Origin of the sequence: Pedobacter psychrophilus (genome assembly GCF_001652725.1) — a bacterium.
Taxonomy (GTDB): Bacteria; Bacteroidota; Bacteroidia; order Sphingobacteriales; family Sphingobacteriaceae; genus Pseudopedobacter; species Pseudopedobacter psychrophilus.
In genome coordinates this window covers 604,757-624,096 of the sequence record NZ_LWHJ01000022.1, presented here as the reverse complement: position 1 = coordinate 624,096, position 19,340 = coordinate 604,757, and the positions used below count along the sequence as shown (strand labels likewise).

The window sequence follows — 19,340 nt, the reverse complement described above, 5'->3', positions numbered from 1 at the left end:
CAACTGTTTCGTATCATTAAACGTAGCGTGATTACGGATTAACAAGATAAAAAAGAGTTATCAAACTCGTTAAACACAAAAAAGCCGTTCAAAATAACTTTGAATGGCTTTCACTTTTTTAAGACTTATGAAGTTTTTGAACCTTCGTAAGTCTGATTAAAATTAATAACAATATTTATTCGCTTCAATCAATTGCTTTGCAACACGCTGACGAGCATCTTTAATATTAAAAGGTTTCGCCTTTGTAAATCGGCGTAAGCCCATCAACATCATATTTAATTCATCGCCTTCGGCGAAAGAGTTTAAAGCTTCTTTACCGGCCAAGGCTGTTTGGTCAACTGCTTTTTGTAAGTAAATGCGCATCATATCCAACTGACCGGCACAAGCTTCTTCGCCACGCATCGAAACCAATTTCTGCACTCTTAAAATTGTGGATTCTGCAACATAAGCATAACCTATAATATCAGCAATGTTCATCAGAATTTCCTGCTCTTTAGAAAGCGTCATCATCAGTTTTTGAACAGTTGCTCCGGCAATCATTAAACCTGCTTTCTTCAAGTTCTTTAGGGTTTTCAATTCTGCTGCAAATAAAGAATCATCTTCGTCGCCAAATTCAGGAATCGACATTAACTCACCAGCAACAGCAGTGGCTGGAGTCATTAAATCTAACTCGCCTTTTAATGCTCTTTTCAAAAGCATATCAACAATCAATAAACGATTTATCTCATTTGTTCCTTCAAAAATACGGTTGATACGGCTATCGCGATAAGCTCTGTCCATTGGCGCATCGGCACTGTAACCCATTCCGCCATAAACCTGAACGCCTTCATCAACGATATAATCTAAAACCTCAGAACCCCAAACCTTAATAATTGCGCATTCTACAGCAAATTGTTCTGTCGATTTGAGCTTTGCTTTTCCGCTATCCATTCCACCTTCTATCAAAGCATCGTAAGCATCATCAATATTTTGACCAGCCCTGTAAGCTGCACTTTCAACAGCGAAATTACGGGTTGCCATTTCGGCAAGTTTATATCTTATTGCTCCAAATTTTGAGATGTTCAATCCAAACTGAACCCTTTCATTAGAATAATTAATCGCTTGGTCTAGTACTTTACGTGATGAACCAATTGCAGCAGCACCCAATTTAATACGACCAATATTTAAAATATTTACTGCGATTTTAAATCCATTTTCTCTTTCTGACAACAAATTTTCCTTAGGAACCGGGCAATCGTTAAAGAAAACCTGACGTGTTGATGAGCCTTTAATTCCCATTTTATGCTCTTCGGGATTCATGGTGATGCCTCCAAAATCTTTCTCTACTATAAATGCAGAGAGGTTTTTATCATCATCAATCTTTGCGAACACGATGAAAATATCGGCAAAACCACCATTGGTGATCCACATTTTTTGTCCAGTAATGATATAATGTGTTCCCTCAGGATTTAAAATTGCTTTAGTTTTTCCAGAATTTGCATCAGAGCCAGAATTTGGTTCAGTTAAACAATAGGAAGCTTTCCATTCACCTGAAGCCAGTTTTGGAATATATTTATCCTTTTGTTCTTTAGTACCATAATATAGAATCGGCAAAGTACCAATCCCTGTATGTGCAGAAAGTGCCACCGCAAATGAATGCCCGGCACCAATGGCATCAGTAACTAACATGGAAGTGTTAAAGTTTTTACCAAAACCTCCATATTCTTCTGGAATAGAAACAGCTAATAAACCCAGTTCTCCGGCTTTATCCATTAAGGATTCCATCAAACCTTCTTCTTGTTTATCTATTCTGTCTAGATTTGGAAAAACTTCAGCAGTTAAGAAATCCTCACATGTTTTTTGAATCATTAACTGTTCTTCATCAAATTCTTCTGGGATAAATACATCATTAAAATCCGTGTCGGAGATGATAAATTCTCCACCTTTTGTTGTTGTTTTCTCTGTTGTTTCCATTTTTTATCAGTATTGAGTAGAGCGTATTGGGTATTGAGACCTTGCTCTAGTTATTATCATTTCTCTATATATCAATTGGTTAGGTATCGCAATACTCAAATCGCAATACTCATTAATACTTATAACATTTCAAAAATCCCAGCTGCACCTTGTCCGCTGCCTACGCACATGGTTACCATGCCATATTTTTTATCTCTTCGTTTTAATTCATTGAATATTTGAACAGAAAGTTTTGCTCCTGTACAACCCAATGGATGTCCAAGTGCAATTGCACCTCCGTTTACATTCACTTTATCGGTATCTAGACCTAATTTTCTGATCACTGCTAAAGATTGTGATGCAAAAGCTTCATTTAGCTCAATCAAATCGATTTGTTCCAATTTCAAATCGGCTTGTTTTAAAGCTTTTGGAATTGCTTCGATTGGACCAATTCCCATAATTCTTGGTGGAACGCCAGCAACTGAATAGCTTACTAATCTTGCAATTGGCTCCACATTTAATTGCTTCAGCATTTTTTCTGAAACTACTAAAACGAATGCTGCACCGTCTGATGTTTGAGAAGAATTTCCTGCCGTAACAGAGCCGTCAGCAGCAAACACAGGTTTTAATTTGGCTAATGCCGATATTGAAGTATCTGCTCTAGGACCTTCATCTGTATCAACTACATATTCGCGAGTTTTCTTTTTCATGTTCTCGTCAAGGTAATTTTCCTTAACGGTGATTGGTAAAACACCATCTTTTAGATGACCATTTTTAATGGCTTCAATCGCTTTTTTATGAGATTTTAATGCAAACTCATCTTGATCCTCTCGATTAACATTATATTCTTTTGAAACAGCTTCGGCAGTTAAACCCATGCCCCAATACCAATCTGGATTTTTAATCGCCACCTCTGGGTTGGGAACAATTTTCCATCCTCCAAAAGGCATTCCGCTCATTACTTCTACCCCACCGGCAATAATGCAATCTGCCATACCGGCTTTGATTTTTGCTACTGCTGTAGCGATGGTTTCTAATCCTGAAGCACAATAACGATTTACCGTAACACCTGGGACTTTATCAGTATCCAATCCCATTAAAGAAACCATTCGGGCAATGTTTAAACCTTGTTCCGCTTCTGGTGTAGCGTTTCCGACAATCACATCGTCTATTTGCTCTTTATCCAAATTTGGAACTGACGCAACCAATTCACGAATTACTTCTGCAGCCAAATCATCTGCTCTGGTAAAACGAAATACTCCGCGTGGAGCTTTTCCAACTGCTGTTCTGTATCCTGCTATGATGTATGCTTCCATATTCTTATTAGTATTGAGTAGGGCGTATTGAGTATTGAGATGACTTGCTTACGTCCTTATTTAATTTTATTTTAGTATTGAGTAGGGTTTTATTTTAGTATTGAGTAGGGCGTATTGAGTAATGAGATGATTTATTGCATTTGAAATTATTTTCAAACGTTTTATAAGTTCTCAATACGCAATACTCACATCTAAATACTATCAATTTATTTACTTAATGATAATTGAAGTTTATAATTCATTTTTTGAATTTCATCGATGACCTCTAAAATCTCATTTGTAGATTTCTCATCAATAAAATTTAATTTATTTGCAATAATAATTTGAGTTTGCAATTCATAAGATGAACCATTGGCTATTCCAAGGAATTGTTTAAATTCTCCTTTTGTATTTCTCCCTGCTCCTTCTGAAATATTAGAAGGAATAGAAACAGCACATCTTCTTACCTGAGAAATTAAGTTAAACCTTTCATCTGGTGGAAATTTTGAAGATAGTTGATAAACTTGAACTGCTAAATCCATTGCTTTATTCCAAATTTTTAGTTCTTTGACGTTATGCATATTTTTATTCTTGTTTTTATCAAGTTTGAAAAGCTCTCAATACCCAATACTCATATCGCAATACTAATTACGCAACGGTTTCCCTTTAGTAATGATGCTCTGAATTCTCTCTAACGTCTTCTTCTCACCACACAAACTCAAAAAAGCCTCTCTTTCTAAATCCAATAAATATTGTTCGGTTACCAAAGTTGGAGCAGATAAATCGCCACCACACATTACATAACCTAATTTTTGAGATATTTTTTGATCATGGTCTGAAATGTAATTTCCAGAACGCATGGTATTAGCTCCGGCGTAAACCATTCCTAAACCATATTTTCCCAATACTTTGATATCTGTTCTTCTTACAGGCTGGGTATATCCGGCGTCGGCTAATTCTAAAGCTTTTTCTTTAGCATCAGCGATAAGCCTGCTTTTATTCATCGAAATGGAGAATTTATCTTTCAATAAATAACCTAAATCATAAGCTTCTAAACCGGAAGTGGAAACTTTTGCCATTCCGATGGTCAGAAATTTCTCCTTTAATACATTTTGTTCAATTTGCTCATTACCAAATTCATCAGATGCTCTTAAAGTCATTTCCTTTGTCCCACCACCACCGGGAATTAAACCGACTCCAAACTCAACTAAACCCATATAAGTTTCGGCACTTAGTTGTACGTGATCGGCATGTAAAGCAAACTCGCAACCGCCACCCAAAGTAAGGTTATGTGGAGCAACAACTACCGGAATAGATGAATAACGTAAACGCATGGATGTATTTTGGAACATTTTAATCGCCAAGTTCACTTCATCCCATTCTTGCTCAACCGCCATCATAAAAATCATCCCAACGTTTGCGCCGGCAGAGAAATTTGCACCATCATTTCCAATTACTAAACCTCTATAATCTTTTTCGGCAATATCAATGGCTTTGTTAATTCCAGCTAAAACTTCGCCACCAATGGTGTTCATTTTGGTGTGGAATTCTAAATTCAAAATGCCATCACCTAAATCTGTTAATGTAGTTCCTGCATTTTTCCAAATGGTTTTATTAGCTCTAATGTTATCTAAAACAATAAACGCATCCTGACCTGGAATTGCTTTGTAAGATTTTGATGGAATATCGTAATAAGTTTTATTACCGTTTTCAATTTTATAAAAAGATTGATTTTCGGCTTCTAGCATTTCAGTTACCCATTTTGCAGGAGTTTTTCCGCTTGCTTTCATCATCTCCACGCCTTCTTTCACATCCAAAGCATCCCAAACTTCAAATGGTCCAAGCTCCCAACCAAAACCAGCCCTCATGGCATCATCAATTCTATAAAGCTCATCTGAGATCTCTGGTATTCGATTCGACACATATTCAAATAATCCTGAAAATGAAATTCTGAAAAACTCGGCTGCTTTATCTTTTCCGGCAGCATAAACTTTCATTCTATCTTTTAAGTTTTCGATAGGTTTTGTGGCATCCAACGTTGCCGATTTTACTTTATTTTGAGTACGATATTCTAGCGTTTTAAGGTCTAAAGCTAAAATCTCCGTTTTACCATCTTTATCCTTTGTTTTTTTATAGAAACCCTGTGCAGTTTTATCGCCTAGCCACTTATTCTCTTGCATTTTTTTAACGTAATCAGGCAAAACAAACGCTTCTTTTTGCTCATCGTTAGGTACGTTTTCTGCTAAACCGTTAGCTACGTTAATCATGGTGTCTAAACCTACCACATCAGTAGTACGGAAAGTTGCAGATTTTGGTCGCCCTAAAGCCGGACCAGTAAATTTATCAACTTCTTCTACCGTTAAATCCATTTTCTCTACCAAGTGCAACAGTGCCATGATAGAATAAACTCCAACTCGATTTGCGATGAATGCTGGTGTATCTTTACATAAAACAGTGGTTTTACCTAAAAATTTATCTCCATAATGCATCAAGAAACCTATAACTTCTTTATCAGTTTCTGGAGTGGGGATAATCTCTAATAATCGTAAATATCTTGGTGGATTAAAGAAGTGTGTTCCACAGAAATGTTTTTTAAAATCTTCTGAACGTCCTTCCGCCATCATGTGAATTGGAATTCCAGATGTATTAGAAGTAATTAATGTGCCGGGTTTTCTAAACTGCTCTACTTGATCATATACTATTTTTTTGATTTTGAGGTTTTCAACTACTACTTCAATTGTCCAATCGCAAGTGGCAATTTCTGCCATGTTATCTTCAAAATTACCAGTTTTAATTTTGTTTAAAACCGCTTTATTGTAAACAGGAGAAGGATTAGATTTTGCTGCAAAAGCCAAAGCATCATTTACGATTCTATTTCTAACTAAAGGGCTTGATAATGTTAAACCTTTCGCCTGTTCTTTATCATTCAATTCTTTTGGAACGATATCCAAAAGCAATACCTCTAAACCAATATTTGCAAAGTGGCAGGCAATACGAGAACCCATAATTCCTGAACCTAAAACTGTCACTTTTCTGATTGTTCTTTTCATAAAATTGTATTTAACTATGGTTTGTAGTTGGTAGTTAATTCATTAATATTTTTTAAAGACTGGATAAGCTGTTCTCTTTGCTCAGTTGATAAGTGAGCATCTAAATGGTCATTAAATTTTCTTACAACTACCCTAGCCAAATGACGTTTTTCTTTTCCTAAATCTGTTAAATAAAGCTTTACAGATCGTTTATCAGTTAAATGACTTTCTCTATAAATTAAACCATCATGTTCTAAATTATTTAACATTCTGCTTAAACTAGTTGATTTTAAACCTAATAATGCAGCAACTTCAGAAACAGTAGTTCCATTAATTTCATCAATATTTATCAATAAATAACCAACAGATTGAGTTATGCCAAACTCCGATGCAAGCTGATTGTATCTATTTGCAATATTTTGCCACGTGATTTTTAAGAAATAATCAATGGTTTCTTGATGTTTCATTTATAAAAGTTTAATTAGGTGTTTCAAATGTAAGTAACTCAAATTTATTATGCAAGCATAATAAATTTTAATAAAATTAATTTATTTGTAAATTTTTTGGATTAATTTTTGCTAATAAAAAAAGGCAAAAAAAACCACCGAAACTTATAAGAATGAATAAACTTTATTAATGATTTTAGTTGTAGACGATAAAGAAGAGAACATTTATTCTCTCAAGAAATTGCTAGAATCAAAAGACTTTTTAGTGGATAGTGCATTATCTGGTGAAGAAGCATTAAAAAAAGTTTTAAATAATGATTACGCCCTGATTATCCTGGATGTGCAAATGCCTATCATGGATGGTTTTGAAGTTGCAGAAACACTTGCAGGCTTCAATAAAACAAAAGACATTCCAATTATTTTTTTATCTGCAGTAAATACCGACAAACAATTTATAGCTAAAGGATATGCCTCTGGTGGTATTGATTACGTAACTAAACCCGTAGATCCGGATATTTTACTCTTAAAAGTTAATACATTTTTAAAGCTTTATAAACAGAATACAGAGTTAAAGGAAATACAAAATGCCTTAAGGGCAGAAATTGACATTCGTAAAAGGGTACAAATAGAGTTAAAGGAAAAAGTAGAACAATTACATTATACTTTAGAAGCCCTCCCTTTAGTTGCTTTTACAGCAGATGAGAACGGAAAAATTGATTTTGTTAATCAAAAATGGATGCTGTTTTCTGATAGTGAGCATGTTTTTCCGAAATCTCATCCTGATGATAAAAATATTGAAGTAGAATTTATAAATACAGTTATCCAAAACAAAAAGCTTGAAATGGAAATAAGACTGCAAAAATTAGATTCTCAAGAATATTGCTATCATTTATTTAAAGCTATACCTATAAAAGAAAACGGTATTCAAAATAAGTGGATTGGGACATTTACAGATATTGATGCGCATAAACAAATCGAGAAAAAGAAAGATGATTTTTTAAGCATAGCTAGCCATGAGCTTAAAACCCCTTTAACTAGCATTAAAGCATACATTCAGCTTTTATCAAGGAGTTTGAAAAATCATGAATCTGTTCAAATTAAAACCTATATAGAAAAAGCCTATTTACAAGTCGGAAAGTTAAGCGAATTGATAGCAGACCTTTTAGATATTTCTAAAATTGAGAGTGGAGAATTAAAACTCAACAAAAAAGATACTGATATAAAAGACATCATAAAGAGTTGTGTAGATACTATTCATCAGACTCATTCTTCTGCAAATATTAAAGTTTTGGGTAATTTAAATTCAAGATTATTAAATATTGATGAGCACAGAATTGAACAAGTTTTACTTAATTATCTTACTAATGCCTTAAAATATTCCCCCAACAATCAAACAATAACTATTATTAGGGAAGATTTAGAAAACGAACTGTTGATAAAAGTTAAGGATAACGGAATTGGGATCCCGGAAGAGAAACAACAAAAAGTTTTTAGTAAGTTTTACAGGGTAGAAGAAACATCTTTGAAATTTCAAGGATTGGGCATTGGATTATATATTTGTGCGGATATCATCAAAAAACATCATGGTAGGTATGGGGTTAAAAGCGAACCAAATAAAGGATCAGCATTTTATTTCAGCTTACCTTATCATAATTAAGACAATAACTAAATAAATGAAATCTAACTTTTTAAGAAATCTTCAAATTGGTTTCTCAATTTCTTTTGTTTTATTGATTATCAGTTCCACAGCTTCATTTTTGTCGATAAAGAAGTTTAGGGATAACCAAAAATGGGTAGAGCATACCTTAAAAGTCTTAAACACATTAGATAATATCAATATTAATGTAAAAGATAAAATCATTGGGGTTAGAGGTAAATTATTATCTAAAGACAATAGATATTCTAAATCTTATTATAGCAGTCTTTTACCTGGTGATTCTTTAATTTCCAATCTTGAGGTTTTAGTAACCGATAATCCGTATCAAGTTAAAAATGCTGAAGAATTAAAACGGGCAACTAAACAATATTTTGCAATTACGCAAAATATAATGTCCATAATAGATAATGGAAACCCAGTTTCATTCTCTACAATGGAAAACGGCAGATTGCAAACTGAAGTTATTCAATCCATCATTAATAGGATGAAAAACTTAGAGCGTTTGCTTTTGAAAAAAAGAAACGATATCAGCACCCAATCTGCGGGTACAACTCCTGTTCTTTTGGTAATTACATCTTTACTTTCTCTATTGATAACTTTAGTATTTTATTTTAGGATTAGATCTGATTTTAAACAGCGAGAAGAACTTAAAAATCAGCTGATACAAAAAGATAAAGACACTATAGAAAGCATCATTAAAATAGCAGAAATTGCACATCAAATTTCTTTAGGAGATTTTAGTACAAGAGTAGATGCCGATGATTTTGGTTTATTAAGCAAGATTAGTAATTCTTTAAATTCCATGGCAGAATCTTTAGAAATATCTTTTGGTAAACTAAATGATGAAGAATGGTTGCAAAAAGGGATTGCATCGCTTAATGAGAATTTATTAGGGAATAAAACGGTGAATCAGATTTGTGAGGAGTCTTTAAAAGAATTAATAAATTATGGACAATGCCAATTAGGTAGTCTTTATATTTTAGAAGATGGTATAATTTCATTAAAAAGTACCTACAATAAAGAAGCGTTTATAAAAACATCTTTTAATGAGGGCGAAGGTTTAATTGGACAGGTATTTAAAGACGGGAATTTAAAATATATTGATGATTTAGGTCCGGATTATTTTATCACAACTGCTAGTGGAAAAATCAAATTAAACCATTTGTTATTGATTCCTATTAAAAATGACAACTTAACCATAGGTATTATCGAATTAGGATGTACTGTAAAATTTACAGATATAGATATTTTATATCATCAATCTAGTGGATTAAGCATTGGTTCTGCCTTAGCAAGTTCACAGTTTAGAAGGAGCATCCAAAACTTGTTAGAAGAAACGCAAACACAAACAGAAGAATTACAAGCACAACATAACGAGTTAGAAAACCTAAATGCAGAATTAGAAGCACAAACACATAAGCTGCAAGCTTCAGAAGAAGAGTTAAAGGTGCAACAAGAAGAATTATTACAATCTAACCAAGAATTAGAAGAACGCTCTAAGTTACTGGAGGAAAAGAATCATTTAATAACCGATAGAAATTTAGAGATCCAACAAAAGGCAGAAGAACTTGCATTAAGCACAAAATACAAATCGGAGTTTTTAGCAAACATGTCTCATGAATTGCGTACACCTTTAAATTCCATCCTCTTACTATCAAGACTATCTGCAGAAAATCTTGAAGGAAATTTAACCGAAGAACAGGTAGAATCTGCAAAAGTAATTCAAAGCTCTGGTAATGGTTTGCTTTCCTTAATAGATGAAATTTTAGATCTTTCTAAAATTGAGGCTGGTAAAATGGAAATTGATAATGAAAAAGTAGCTGTTAAAGTATTAAAAACTGAGCTTCAAAATTTATTTAAGCCGGTAGTTACCCAAAAAGGAATTGAACTTAAATTTAATATAGATAATGATGCTAATGAAATTGAAACCGATTACCTGCGTATTGGTCAAATTCTAAAAAATCTTCTCTCTAATGCGATTAAGTTTACTTCTAACGGAAATGTAACTTTAAGCATTTTCAAAAGAGCTGATCATTTTATTTTTGAAGTTAAGGATACAGGAATAGGCATTTCAAAAGACAAACAAAAATTAATTTTTGAAGCTTTTCAACAAGAAGATGGATCCACAAAACGAAAATTTGGGGGCACCGGTTTAGGTTTATCAATTAGTAGAGAGTTAGCAAAATTATTAGGCGGAAAAATTGAGCTAGAAAGCGAAACCGGAAAAGGAAGTAAATTTACCCTAATATTACCTCAAAACCCTCTTGCCGAAAGTTTTGAAAAGCAAGAAAGCTTAGATAAAGAAGAAATTATTGATGAAAAATTAGAAGAAAACTCATCCAGTTTTTTAAGCGAAAAAATTCCAGAACCTATTGAGGATGATAGAAATAATATCCAAAAAGGTGATAAGGTTATTTTAATTGTTGAGGATGATACCATATTTGCGAAAACATTAAGAAATTATGCACAAAAGCAGAATTTTAAAACTATTGTTGTTGTGCGTGGTGATTTAGCAGTACCTGCAGCGATAGAATTTAAGCCTTGGGCTATTTTATTAGACATTCAGCTCCCTGTTATAAATGGTTGGATGATTATGGATGCTTTAAAAACAAATTCGCAGACAAAGCATATTCCTGTACACATCATGTCTTCTTTACAAGCTAAAAAGGAAAGCATGTTAAAAGGAGCAGTAGATTTTATCAATAAACCTTTTGCTATTGAGAATATGAATGGAATATTCCAAAAGATAGAAAGTGCACTAAATAAATATCCAAAAAAAGTTTTAATTGTAGAAGAAAATGCAAAACACGCCAATGCTTTGTCTTACTTCTTAAGTAATTTTAAAATTTCTACTGAAATAAAAAACAGCGTAGAAGATAGTACCGCTACACTTCAAAATAATGATGTTGATTGTGTTATTTTAGACATGGGTGTACCTTATGAAAATGGTTATGAAACATTAGAAGCCATTAGACAAACCCCAGGTTTAGAAGATTTACCCATCATCATTTTTACTGGTAAAAACATTTCTAAAGTAGAAGAGCTAAAGATTAAAAAATATGCAGATTCTATTATCGTAAAAACGGCCCATTCATATCAAAGAGTTTTAGACGAAGTTGGGTTATTTTTGCATTTGGTTAATGATGATAAAATTGAGAAGCCAATCAGTTCGTTCAAAAAACTAGGACAACTTACAGAAGTAATCAAAAATAAAACAGTTTTGATTGCTGATGATGATGTAAGGAATATTTTCTCCTTATCAAAAGCCTTAGAAAATCATCAAATGAAAGTAGTTAGTGCTATTGATGGAAAAGAGGCATTACATAAATTAAATGAAAATCCAAACATAGATGTAGTTTTAATGGATATCATGATGCCTGAAATGGATGGTTACGATACCATCAAAGAAATTAGAAAACAAGCTAAATATAAAAATTTGCCAATTATTGCAGTTACCGCAAAAGCGATGACTGGTGATAGAGAGAAATGTATGCAGGTTGGTGCGTCAGATTACATCTCAAAACCAGTTGATATTGATCAATTATTATCTTTACTAAGAGTTTGGCTTTATCAAGGATAATTATGAATCAAAAAAACGCCATATTAATTGTCGATGACGATCCTCGAAATATTTTTGCCTTAAAAATGGTTTTAAAAGCTAGAGGATTTGATTGTGAAACTGCTACTAACTTTGAGGATGCGCATAAAATATTGATATCAAACCACAATGTTAAATTGGTTTTGATGGATATGATGATGCCAGATATAGACGGGTACGAATCTATCTCAAAATTAAAATCATCAGAAGAATTTAAAAATTTACCAATTATTGCCGTAACAGCACAAGCAATGATTGTGATAAAGAGAAATGTTTAGAAGCCGGTGCAGATGGATATGTATCTAAACCGATAAATATTGATCATTTATTGGTATTTACCGATAAGTTTTTATTGAAATGATAGCGATAGATATTGTAGGTGATGAGGATTTGGAGCTTTTATTAGAAGAGGTTGCTAGTGTTTATGGATATGATTTTACCGATTATAGTAAAGCCTCTATAAAACGAAGAATTAATAGAATTTGCTTAATAGATAAGCACAAAAGTTTTACAGAATTACGCTACAAAATTTTAAACGACCAATCTTACCTAAGTAGATTTATAGAAGAGGTTACGGTAAACGTAACAGAGATGTTTAGGGATCCTACATTTTACAAAACTTTAAAAGAAAAAATTATCCCACAGTTGGGTGTTAATTCATTTATAAAAGTTTGGATAGCAGGTTGCTCTACAGGTGAAGAGGTGTATTCAATTTCTATTTTACTTCATGAAGCTAAATTGGCACATAAAGCCATTATCTACGCCACAGATATTAACCCAACTGTTTTAGAAACAGCAAAAAAGGGGATTTATCCTATAAGTCAGATGAAACTTTACACAGAAAACTATCAAAATAGTAATGGAACAGAAGATTTTAGCACTTATTATTCTGCCAATTACGATCATGTTAAGTTTAAAGAGTATCTAAGAAAAAATGTTATTTTTTCTACCCATAATTTAGTTTCAGATAGATCATTTAATGAGTTTCAATTAGTGATTTGCAGAAATGTTTTAATTTATTTTGATAAGATTTTACAGGATAAAGTTTTTAATCTATTTGATGGGAGTTTAGAGTCACTAGGTTATTTAGCTTTGGGTTCAAAAGAAACCATAAGGTTTTCTGATTTAAATCTAACCTATAAACAAATAAATAAGGAGAAGATTTGGAAAAAAACAAGATAAATCCTAAAATAGAAATTTTAGTTATTGGAGGTTCTGCAGGTTCTTTTGAAGTGTTATTGCAAATTTTACCTAAGATAAAATTCGATATTGATTTTGTTGTATTAGTTGTTTTACATAGAAAACATAACTCTAATACATCTATTGCAGATTTATTTGGAAATAAAACAAGTATACCTGTTTATGAGTGCGAGGATAAGGATAGTCTTGTACCTGGTAACATCTATTTTGCTCCAGCAGATTATCATTTACTAATTGAAAAAGATAGGACAGTGAGTTTAGATTATTCTGAAAAAGAGAACTATTCCAGACCAGCAATTGATATTACTTTTAAATCCGCATCAGATGTTTTTAAAGAAAAAACTCTAGCTGTGTTACTATCAGGTGCTAATAGAGATGGTGCTAATGGTTTAAAATATATTTCCCAAAATTATGGAACAACTATTGTTCAAGACCCTAATGAAGCTGAGATTAGTACTATGCCTAATGAAGCTCTGAAAATTTTTGAACCAAATTATATTTTAGGGTTCAAAGAAATTATAAAATTAATTAACAGTTTGTAAACACGCTCTAAATTGAAAAAAAAGGTACTCATTTTTGATGATGACATAAATATTTTAGAATTATGTTCTTTAATTTTAATAGAATGTGGGTATGAAGTTGAAACCTCAGAAACTTCTCATGATATCATCGAAAAAGTTGAATTGATAAAGCCTGATGCTATTTTGATGGATAATTGGATTCCGGATATTGGTGGTATAGAAGCTACCCGATTATTAAAAAACAATCTTGATTTTAGACATATTCCAGTTATTTATTTTTCAGCTAATAATGATATTAAATCTTTAGCAGAATTGGCTGGTGCCGATGCTCATTTGGCAAAACCTTTTGATTTAGATGAGCTAGAAAACATGATGAAAAGTGTTTTAAAGGGCTAGATTAAGCATTCTTCTTGTGATTTAGGCAAATCTTTCTCTTGAGTTTCAATACTGATCAAGTCTTTAATTTCCCCTAATTTATTTATTAGTACTCCTGTTAATTTATTGCATTTATATGCTCCTGTATCAATATTAATTGCATTATAGGTTGCATCAAATAGTGCCTCTGATTTTGGCGTATGTCCATAAACTTGAATTTGAGGTAAATTTTGAATTTCATTTCTATGCCAAACTATGCCATCAATATTATTAGCATCAAATGGGTTTTCTGCCTTTGGCATTCCTGCATGTGATACAAAAATAGTCTCATCGCTAAAATGAACAGGAAATGTGGCAAACCATTTTGCATCATCAGAGATGTTTCTGCCTTCTGCTAAATATTGGCTAAATGTTTTCTCTCCAGATTTTTGAAACCAATCATCGTTATATTCATTTAAGCAATGATTTATTAATAATTGTTCGTGATTTCCACGAAGGATTATAGTATCTGGATTTTCATTCTGAATATCATTAATTAATGTTGCAACTTGTGGACTGTGATTTCCATGGTCAATAATATCACCAACAAAAATCAATTGTTGCTCTTCTTGATTCCAATTTTTTAATAAAGCCTTTAAAGTGTAAAAGCAGCCATGCACATCACCAATAACAAAATAATCCTTCATAGAAATTTAAAATGTTTTCTTTAGGGCAACCAAAAAATATTCCAGTTTTTAGATTTAGTTAAAATCTTTATTCAGTAACCTTTCTAAATCGGTAAAACTGATGTTCATTTTAACTCTACCTTGTTGTGCATATGAAATTTCCCCAGTCTCTTCAGATACAATTAGTGCAGTTGCATCACTAGATTCTGTAACTCCAATCCCTGCCCTATGCCTTAAACCAAACTGTGGAGGCAGTTTGTCATTTTCTGTTAAAGGTAAAATACAACTGGCAGATTTAATTTTATTTTCTGAGATAATAACAGCCCCATCATGCAACGGACTGTGTTTTTGAAATATACTCTCTAATAGTCTTTTAGATATTTTTGCATCCATCATTTCACCGCTGTTAACAAAAGCATCCTGATCAAAGTATTTTGCAAATACAATGAGCGCCCCAGTTCTTGTTTTTTTCATAGTTTTACAGGCATCAACAATAGGTTTAATCTTCGCCATATTATCTTTTTCTAATTCTTCTTTTTTAAAGATAAACTTTAGCCAGGTTCTATTTTTAAGAGAGATGTTTTTACCGATAGTTAATAAAAAACGTCTAATTTCCTGCTGAAAAACTACAATCAAAGCAATAAATCCTACACTCACAAAGCTTCCTAGTATTCCTGACAGAAGCTTCATATTTAAAGCGTCAGTCAAAAAATAGAGCACATAAATCAATAAAAAACCTATAAAAATATTGACTGCAATAGTACCTCTAATTAAATTATAGATATAATAGACGATGAAGGCAACCAAAACAATATCAATAACATCTAATACTGTTAACTTAAGGAAACTAAAATCTAAAAAATCCATCTAGCAAAATAATGAAAATGTTGTTAACAAACGGATTATTGTTTTAAATGATTTAATAAGCTTATAACTTCCCTTGCTTCCTTTACATCATGAACTCTTAAAATGTTGGCACCATTAAGTATCGCAATCGTATTTAAAATAGAGCTACCATTCAAGGCTTCTTCGGGTTTAATTTTTAAGGTTTTCCAAACCATTGATTTTCTCGATAAACCCGCTAAAATTGGCAATTCAAAAATTTTAAAGTCTGATAATTTATTAAGCAATTCAAAGTTTTGTTCTATGTTTTTTGCAAAACCGAATCCTGGATCAAGAATAATATCTTTTACTCCAGCTTTCTTTAAGGCTGCAATCTTTTCTGAAAAATAATAACAGATTTCTTGAAGCATATCATCATATTGATTTAAATTTTTCATGGTTTGTGGTGTACCTTTCATGTGCATCAAAATGTATGGTACTTTTAACTTACCAACAGTTTCAAACATTTTATTATCTAAATTACCGCCAGAAATATCATTGATGATATGAGCTCCGTTTTCAATTGCCTTTTCGGCGATGCTTGCCCTAAACGTATCTACAGAAATTATAGCATCAGGAAATTTTCTAACTATTGCGTTCAAGGCCAGTAATAATCTTCCTTCCTCTTCTTCTTCAGAAATGTCATCCGCATCCGGACGAGAAGAATATGCACCTAAATCTAAAATATCTGCTCCTTCTGAAAGCATCTTTTCGGCTTGGAGAATAATAGCTTTTTCAGTTTGAGTCCTACTTCCTTCAAAAAAAGAATCCGGAGTTATATTTAACACACCCATTACAATTGGTGAAGTTAAATCAAGCAGTTTTCCGCCTGCATTCAAGGTGGTGTTTATTTTAAAAAATGTATCTTTAGCCGTCATTTAACCGACAAATTAGGGATTAATTTATCAGTATTACAAAACAATAAAAAAAGATTTGGCACATAACACTTCCTCAGAGTACGACGCTATCGTTAAGATTTGTAAAGAACTTTTTATTAAAAAAACCAGGGATTATGGTACTGCATGGCGAATATTAAGACCATCTTCTATTACAGACCAAATTTTTATTAAAGCACAACGTATCCGCACCATAGAGGATAAAAAAATCAATAAAGTTGGCGATGATATTATTGGAGAATACGTTGGCATCATCAATTATTGCATCATTGCGATTATGCAATTAGAACTAACTGCTGATGCTCCTCAGGAGTTAAATCCAGATGATGTAGAAATTACTTTTAGTCAAAAAGTTAGAGAAACTAAAGATTTGATGTTAGATAAAAATCACGATTATGGAGAAGTTTGGCGAGATATGAGGGTAAGTTCTTTAACTGATTTAATTTTGATGAAGATTTTAAGAGTTAAACAAATTGAGGATAATGATGGTAAAACCTTAGCATCTGAAGGTGTAAAAGCAAATTATCAAGACATGGTTAATTATGCCATTTTTGCTTTGATAAAATTAGGAGTTGCATAGCATGAATAAGAAAAACATCGTAATAACTATTGCAAAAGTTTTAGTTGGCTTGTTATTTATATTTTCGGGTTTAATAAAACTGAATGATCCTTTAGGGTTTTCTTATAAACTAGAAGAATATTTTGAAGTTTTTCATATCACTTTTTTAAATCCTATTTCTGTTTTTGCTTCAATATTTTTATGTGCCCTAGAAGTAATTTTAGGTTTTTTTCTTTTAACAGGATTCTACGCTAAAAAAGTAATTTGGGGCTTACTCCTCCTCATTGTATTTTTCACTTTTTTAACATTTTATTCCGCTTTTTTTGATGTCGTTAAAACTTGTGGTTGCTTTGGTGATGCTATTCCATTAACTCCATGGCAATCATTTTCTAAAGATTTAGTTTTATTAATTCTAATTGTATTTCTATTTATAAAAAAACAGAATTTAAAACCAATTACAAATAATCAAAGCAATAGAAGAATTGCCAGTTTATTTATTGTGGGTTTTCCTTTAATTTTTGGTTTATACACTTATACATTTTTACCGATAATAGATTTTTTGCCTTACAAAATAGGTTCAAATATTAATGAATCGATGAAGATTCCAGAAGGTGCGCCGCAGGATGAATTTGAAATAACTTATACTCTGAAAAATAAAAAAACTGGTGAAGACAAAAAGATGAGTGACAAAGAATACCTATCCACTAAGATTTACGAAAATAAAGATTGGGAATTGGTTTCATCATCTGATCCTAAATTGATTAAAGCTGGTTATCAACCTAAAATTAAAGACTTAAATGTTTTCGACTCTCAAGGCGTTGGTTATACCAAAGAAATTTTTGAAAATCCGTATTATAATTTAGTTGCCGTTGGCTGGAAACTGTCAGATATAAACGAAAAATCTTTAGGTGATATTAATGCAATTGCCATCAATGCTGTCGATAATTTTAATATTAGAACAGTATTTTTAACATCAAATTCTGCACAAGATGCCAGCCGTTTATCAAAAAAACTTAATTTATTAACAGAGATATTTTATGCTGATGCTGTTCCTTTAAAAAGTATGGTTCGCTCTAATCCTGGTTTGATTTTGTTAAAAGATGGTGTTATTATTAATAAATGGCCATCTTCATCTTTACCAACCTATAACGAATTAGCAGATAAATACTTCAGCAAACAATAATGTTAAAATACCTACTTCAAAAAATTGGTTACGGATTAGCCGTTTTGCTTGGAGTAGTGATTGTCATTTTTTTTCTATTTAACATTTTACCCGCTGATCCAGCAAGGATGACACAGGGTCAACGTTCTGATGTACAATCCTTAGAAGCCGTAAGAAAAGAGTTTGGTTTGGATAAACCTATTCATATCCAATTTCTATATTATATTAATGATTTATCGCCTTTGGCAATTCATGATGCTGATTCTCTTTCCCAAAATAAATATCATTATCAAAAACTTTTTACCATTGGCAACCAAAAAGCTTTGGTTATAAAATTTCCATACCTGAGGCGCTCTTATCAAACAAAAAGAGAAGTTACTTCAATTTTATACGAAACCGTTCCAAACACATTGGTTTTAGCAATTTCAGCAATGATTTTTGCCACAATTTTAGGAATTGGATTAGGCGTTTTGGCTGCTGTTTATAAAGATACTTGGGTTGATCAGAGTGCAATTGCAGTTTCAATTTTAGGAATTTCTGCTCCATCTTTTTTTGCCGGGATAATTATAGCTTGGCTATTCGGCTTTCTTTTAAGCGATTATACAGATTTAAAAATGTCGGGTAGTTTATATGATTATGATCCATTTAACGGACAAGTTATTGTTTGGAAAAACTTGATTTTACCCATGTTCACTTTAGGATTGAGACCTTTGGCAATTATTATGCAATTAACAAGAAGTTCTATGTTAGATGTTTTGGGGCAAGATTTTATCCGAACTGCAAAAGCAAAAGGTTTAAATAATTATCAAATCATTATAAAACATGCTTTAAGAAATGCTTTAAATCCTGTTGTAACAGCAGTTTCGGGATGGTTTGCTTCTTTATTAGCAGGTTCTTTCTTTGTAGAATATATTTTCGGTTATAACGGTTTGGGTAAAGCAACCGTTGATGCTTTAGAAATGGCAGACTTACCTGTAGTGATGGGCGCAATTCTGTTTATTGCTTTTATGTTTGTAATCATTAATATTTTAGCTGATTTACTTTACGTTGTTTTAGACCCAAGAGTTAAACTGTAGAATTAATTTAGTGGAATTGTTTTTGTAAATAAGTCTTCACAAATTCT

General features: G+C 32.3%; 17 protein-coding genes. 9 read left to right on the top strand and 8 right to left on the bottom strand.

Features of this window, described 5'->3' with window-relative positions:
• Positions 1 to 162 precede the first annotated feature (162 nt).
• From A5893_RS07555 to A5893_RS07535, 5 genes are all read right to left on the bottom strand, one after another.
• Positions 163 to 1,953: an acyl-CoA dehydrogenase family protein gene (locus tag A5893_RS07555; protein WP_068821929.1), complete on the bottom strand. Its 1,791-nt coding sequence runs from the start codon at positions 1,951 to 1,953 to the stop codon at positions 163 to 165.
• Positions 1,954 to 2,072: 119 nt separating this feature from the next.
• Positions 2,073 to 3,248, bottom strand: coding sequence for an acetyl-CoA C-acyltransferase (locus tag A5893_RS07550; RefSeq protein WP_068821928.1), 1,176 nt, complete (start codon positions 3,246 to 3,248; stop codon positions 2,073 to 2,075).
• 206 nt (positions 3,249 to 3,454) lie between these two features.
• A complete protein-coding gene (locus tag A5893_RS07545; RefSeq protein WP_068821927.1) occupies positions 3,455 to 3,808 on the bottom strand; it encodes a four helix bundle protein in 354 nt (117 codons plus the stop codon).
• A 63-nt stretch (positions 3,809 to 3,871) separates the two neighbouring features.
• Positions 3,872 to 6,277: a 3-hydroxyacyl-CoA dehydrogenase/enoyl-CoA hydratase family protein gene (locus tag A5893_RS07540; RefSeq protein WP_068821926.1), complete on the bottom strand. Its 2,406-nt coding sequence runs from the start codon at positions 6,275 to 6,277 to the stop codon at positions 3,872 to 3,874.
• Positions 6,278 to 6,291: 14 nt separating this feature from the next.
• On the bottom strand, positions 6,292 to 6,723 hold the full coding sequence (locus A5893_RS07535; protein ID WP_068821925.1) for a MarR family winged helix-turn-helix transcriptional regulator: 432 nt from the start codon (positions 6,721 to 6,723) through the stop codon (positions 6,292 to 6,294).
• 169 nt (positions 6,724 to 6,892) lie between these two features.
• Here A5893_RS07535 and A5893_RS07530 point away from each other — a divergent pair, with 169 nt between their 5' ends.
• From A5893_RS07530 to A5893_RS07505, 6 genes are all read left to right on the top strand, one after another.
• Entirely contained in the window at positions 6,893 to 8,359 is a 1,467-nt protein-coding gene (locus A5893_RS07530) for an ATP-binding protein (protein ID WP_068821924.1), read from the top strand.
• A gap of 16 nt (positions 8,360 to 8,375) precedes the next feature.
• Complete coding sequence (locus A5893_RS07525) at positions 8,376 to 11,939, top strand: response regulator (RefSeq protein WP_068821923.1); 3,564 nt, start codon at positions 8,376 to 8,378, stop codon at positions 11,937 to 11,939.
• Positions 11,940 to 11,941: 2 nt separating this feature from the next.
• Positions 11,942 to 12,235 (top strand): response regulator, encoded by a 294-nt coding sequence (locus A5893_RS07520; RefSeq protein WP_317040584.1) that lies wholly within the window; start codon positions 11,942 to 11,944, stop codon positions 12,233 to 12,235.
• A gap of 79 nt (positions 12,236 to 12,314) precedes the next feature.
• The gene (locus tag A5893_RS07515) at positions 12,315 to 13,139 is read left to right on the top strand and encodes a CheR family methyltransferase (RefSeq protein WP_068821922.1); all 825 of its coding nucleotides are present in this window, start codon (positions 12,315 to 12,317) and stop codon (positions 13,137 to 13,139) included.
• Positions 13,121 to 13,699, top strand: coding sequence for a chemotaxis protein CheB (locus A5893_RS07510; protein WP_068821921.1), 579 nt, complete (start codon positions 13,121 to 13,123; stop codon positions 13,697 to 13,699). Before A5893_RS07515 ends, A5893_RS07510 begins: the two co-directional genes overlap by 19 nt.
• Positions 13,700 to 13,711: 12 nt before the next feature.
• Positions 13,712 to 14,074 carry a response regulator gene (locus A5893_RS07505; RefSeq protein WP_068821920.1) on the top strand — a complete coding sequence of 121 codons (363 nt, stop codon included), beginning with the start codon at positions 13,712 to 13,714 and terminating at the stop codon, positions 14,072 to 14,074.
• On the opposite strand, the gene A5893_RS07500 is transcribed toward A5893_RS07505, so the two are convergent.
• Genes A5893_RS07500 through folP form a run of 3 tightly spaced genes read right to left on the bottom strand, consistent with a single transcriptional unit; the run spans position 14,071 to position 16,478 of the window.
• Positions 14,071 to 14,739 (bottom strand): metallophosphoesterase, encoded by a 669-nt coding sequence (locus tag A5893_RS07500; RefSeq protein ID WP_068821919.1) that lies wholly within the window; start codon positions 14,737 to 14,739, stop codon positions 14,071 to 14,073. The genes A5893_RS07505 and A5893_RS07500 overlap by 4 nt on opposite strands.
• A 54-nt stretch (positions 14,740 to 14,793) precedes the next feature.
• On the bottom strand, positions 14,794 to 15,585 hold the full coding sequence (gene cdaA, locus A5893_RS07495) for a diadenylate cyclase CdaA (protein WP_068821918.1): 792 nt from the start codon (positions 15,583 to 15,585) through the stop codon (positions 14,794 to 14,796).
• A 35-nt stretch (positions 15,586 to 15,620) separates the two neighbouring features.
• Positions 15,621 to 16,478 carry a dihydropteroate synthase gene (folP, locus tag A5893_RS07490; RefSeq protein WP_068821917.1) on the bottom strand — a complete coding sequence of 286 codons (858 nt, stop codon included), beginning with the start codon at positions 16,476 to 16,478 and terminating at the stop codon, positions 15,621 to 15,623.
• Positions 16,479 to 16,533: 55 nt separating this feature from the next.
• Here folP and A5893_RS07485 point away from each other — a divergent pair, with 55 nt between their 5' ends.
• The 3 genes from A5893_RS07485 to A5893_RS07475 are packed head-to-tail and all read left to right on the top strand — an operon-like array spanning position 16,534 to position 19,293.
• Positions 16,534 to 17,076 (top strand): DUF1599 domain-containing protein, encoded by a 543-nt coding sequence (locus A5893_RS07485; RefSeq protein ID WP_068821916.1) that lies wholly within the window; start codon positions 16,534 to 16,536, stop codon positions 17,074 to 17,076.
• Position 17,077: 1 nt separating this feature from the next.
• Complete coding sequence (locus A5893_RS07480) at positions 17,078 to 18,238, top strand: BT_3928 family protein (protein ID WP_068821915.1); 1,161 nt, start codon at positions 17,078 to 17,080, stop codon at positions 18,236 to 18,238.
• Positions 18,238 to 19,293, top strand: a complete 1,056-nt coding sequence (locus tag A5893_RS07475; protein WP_068821914.1) for an ABC transporter permease — start codon at positions 18,238 to 18,240, stop codon at positions 19,291 to 19,293. Before A5893_RS07480 ends, A5893_RS07475 begins: the two co-directional genes overlap by 1 nt.
• Positions 19,294 to 19,340 lie beyond the last annotated feature (47 nt).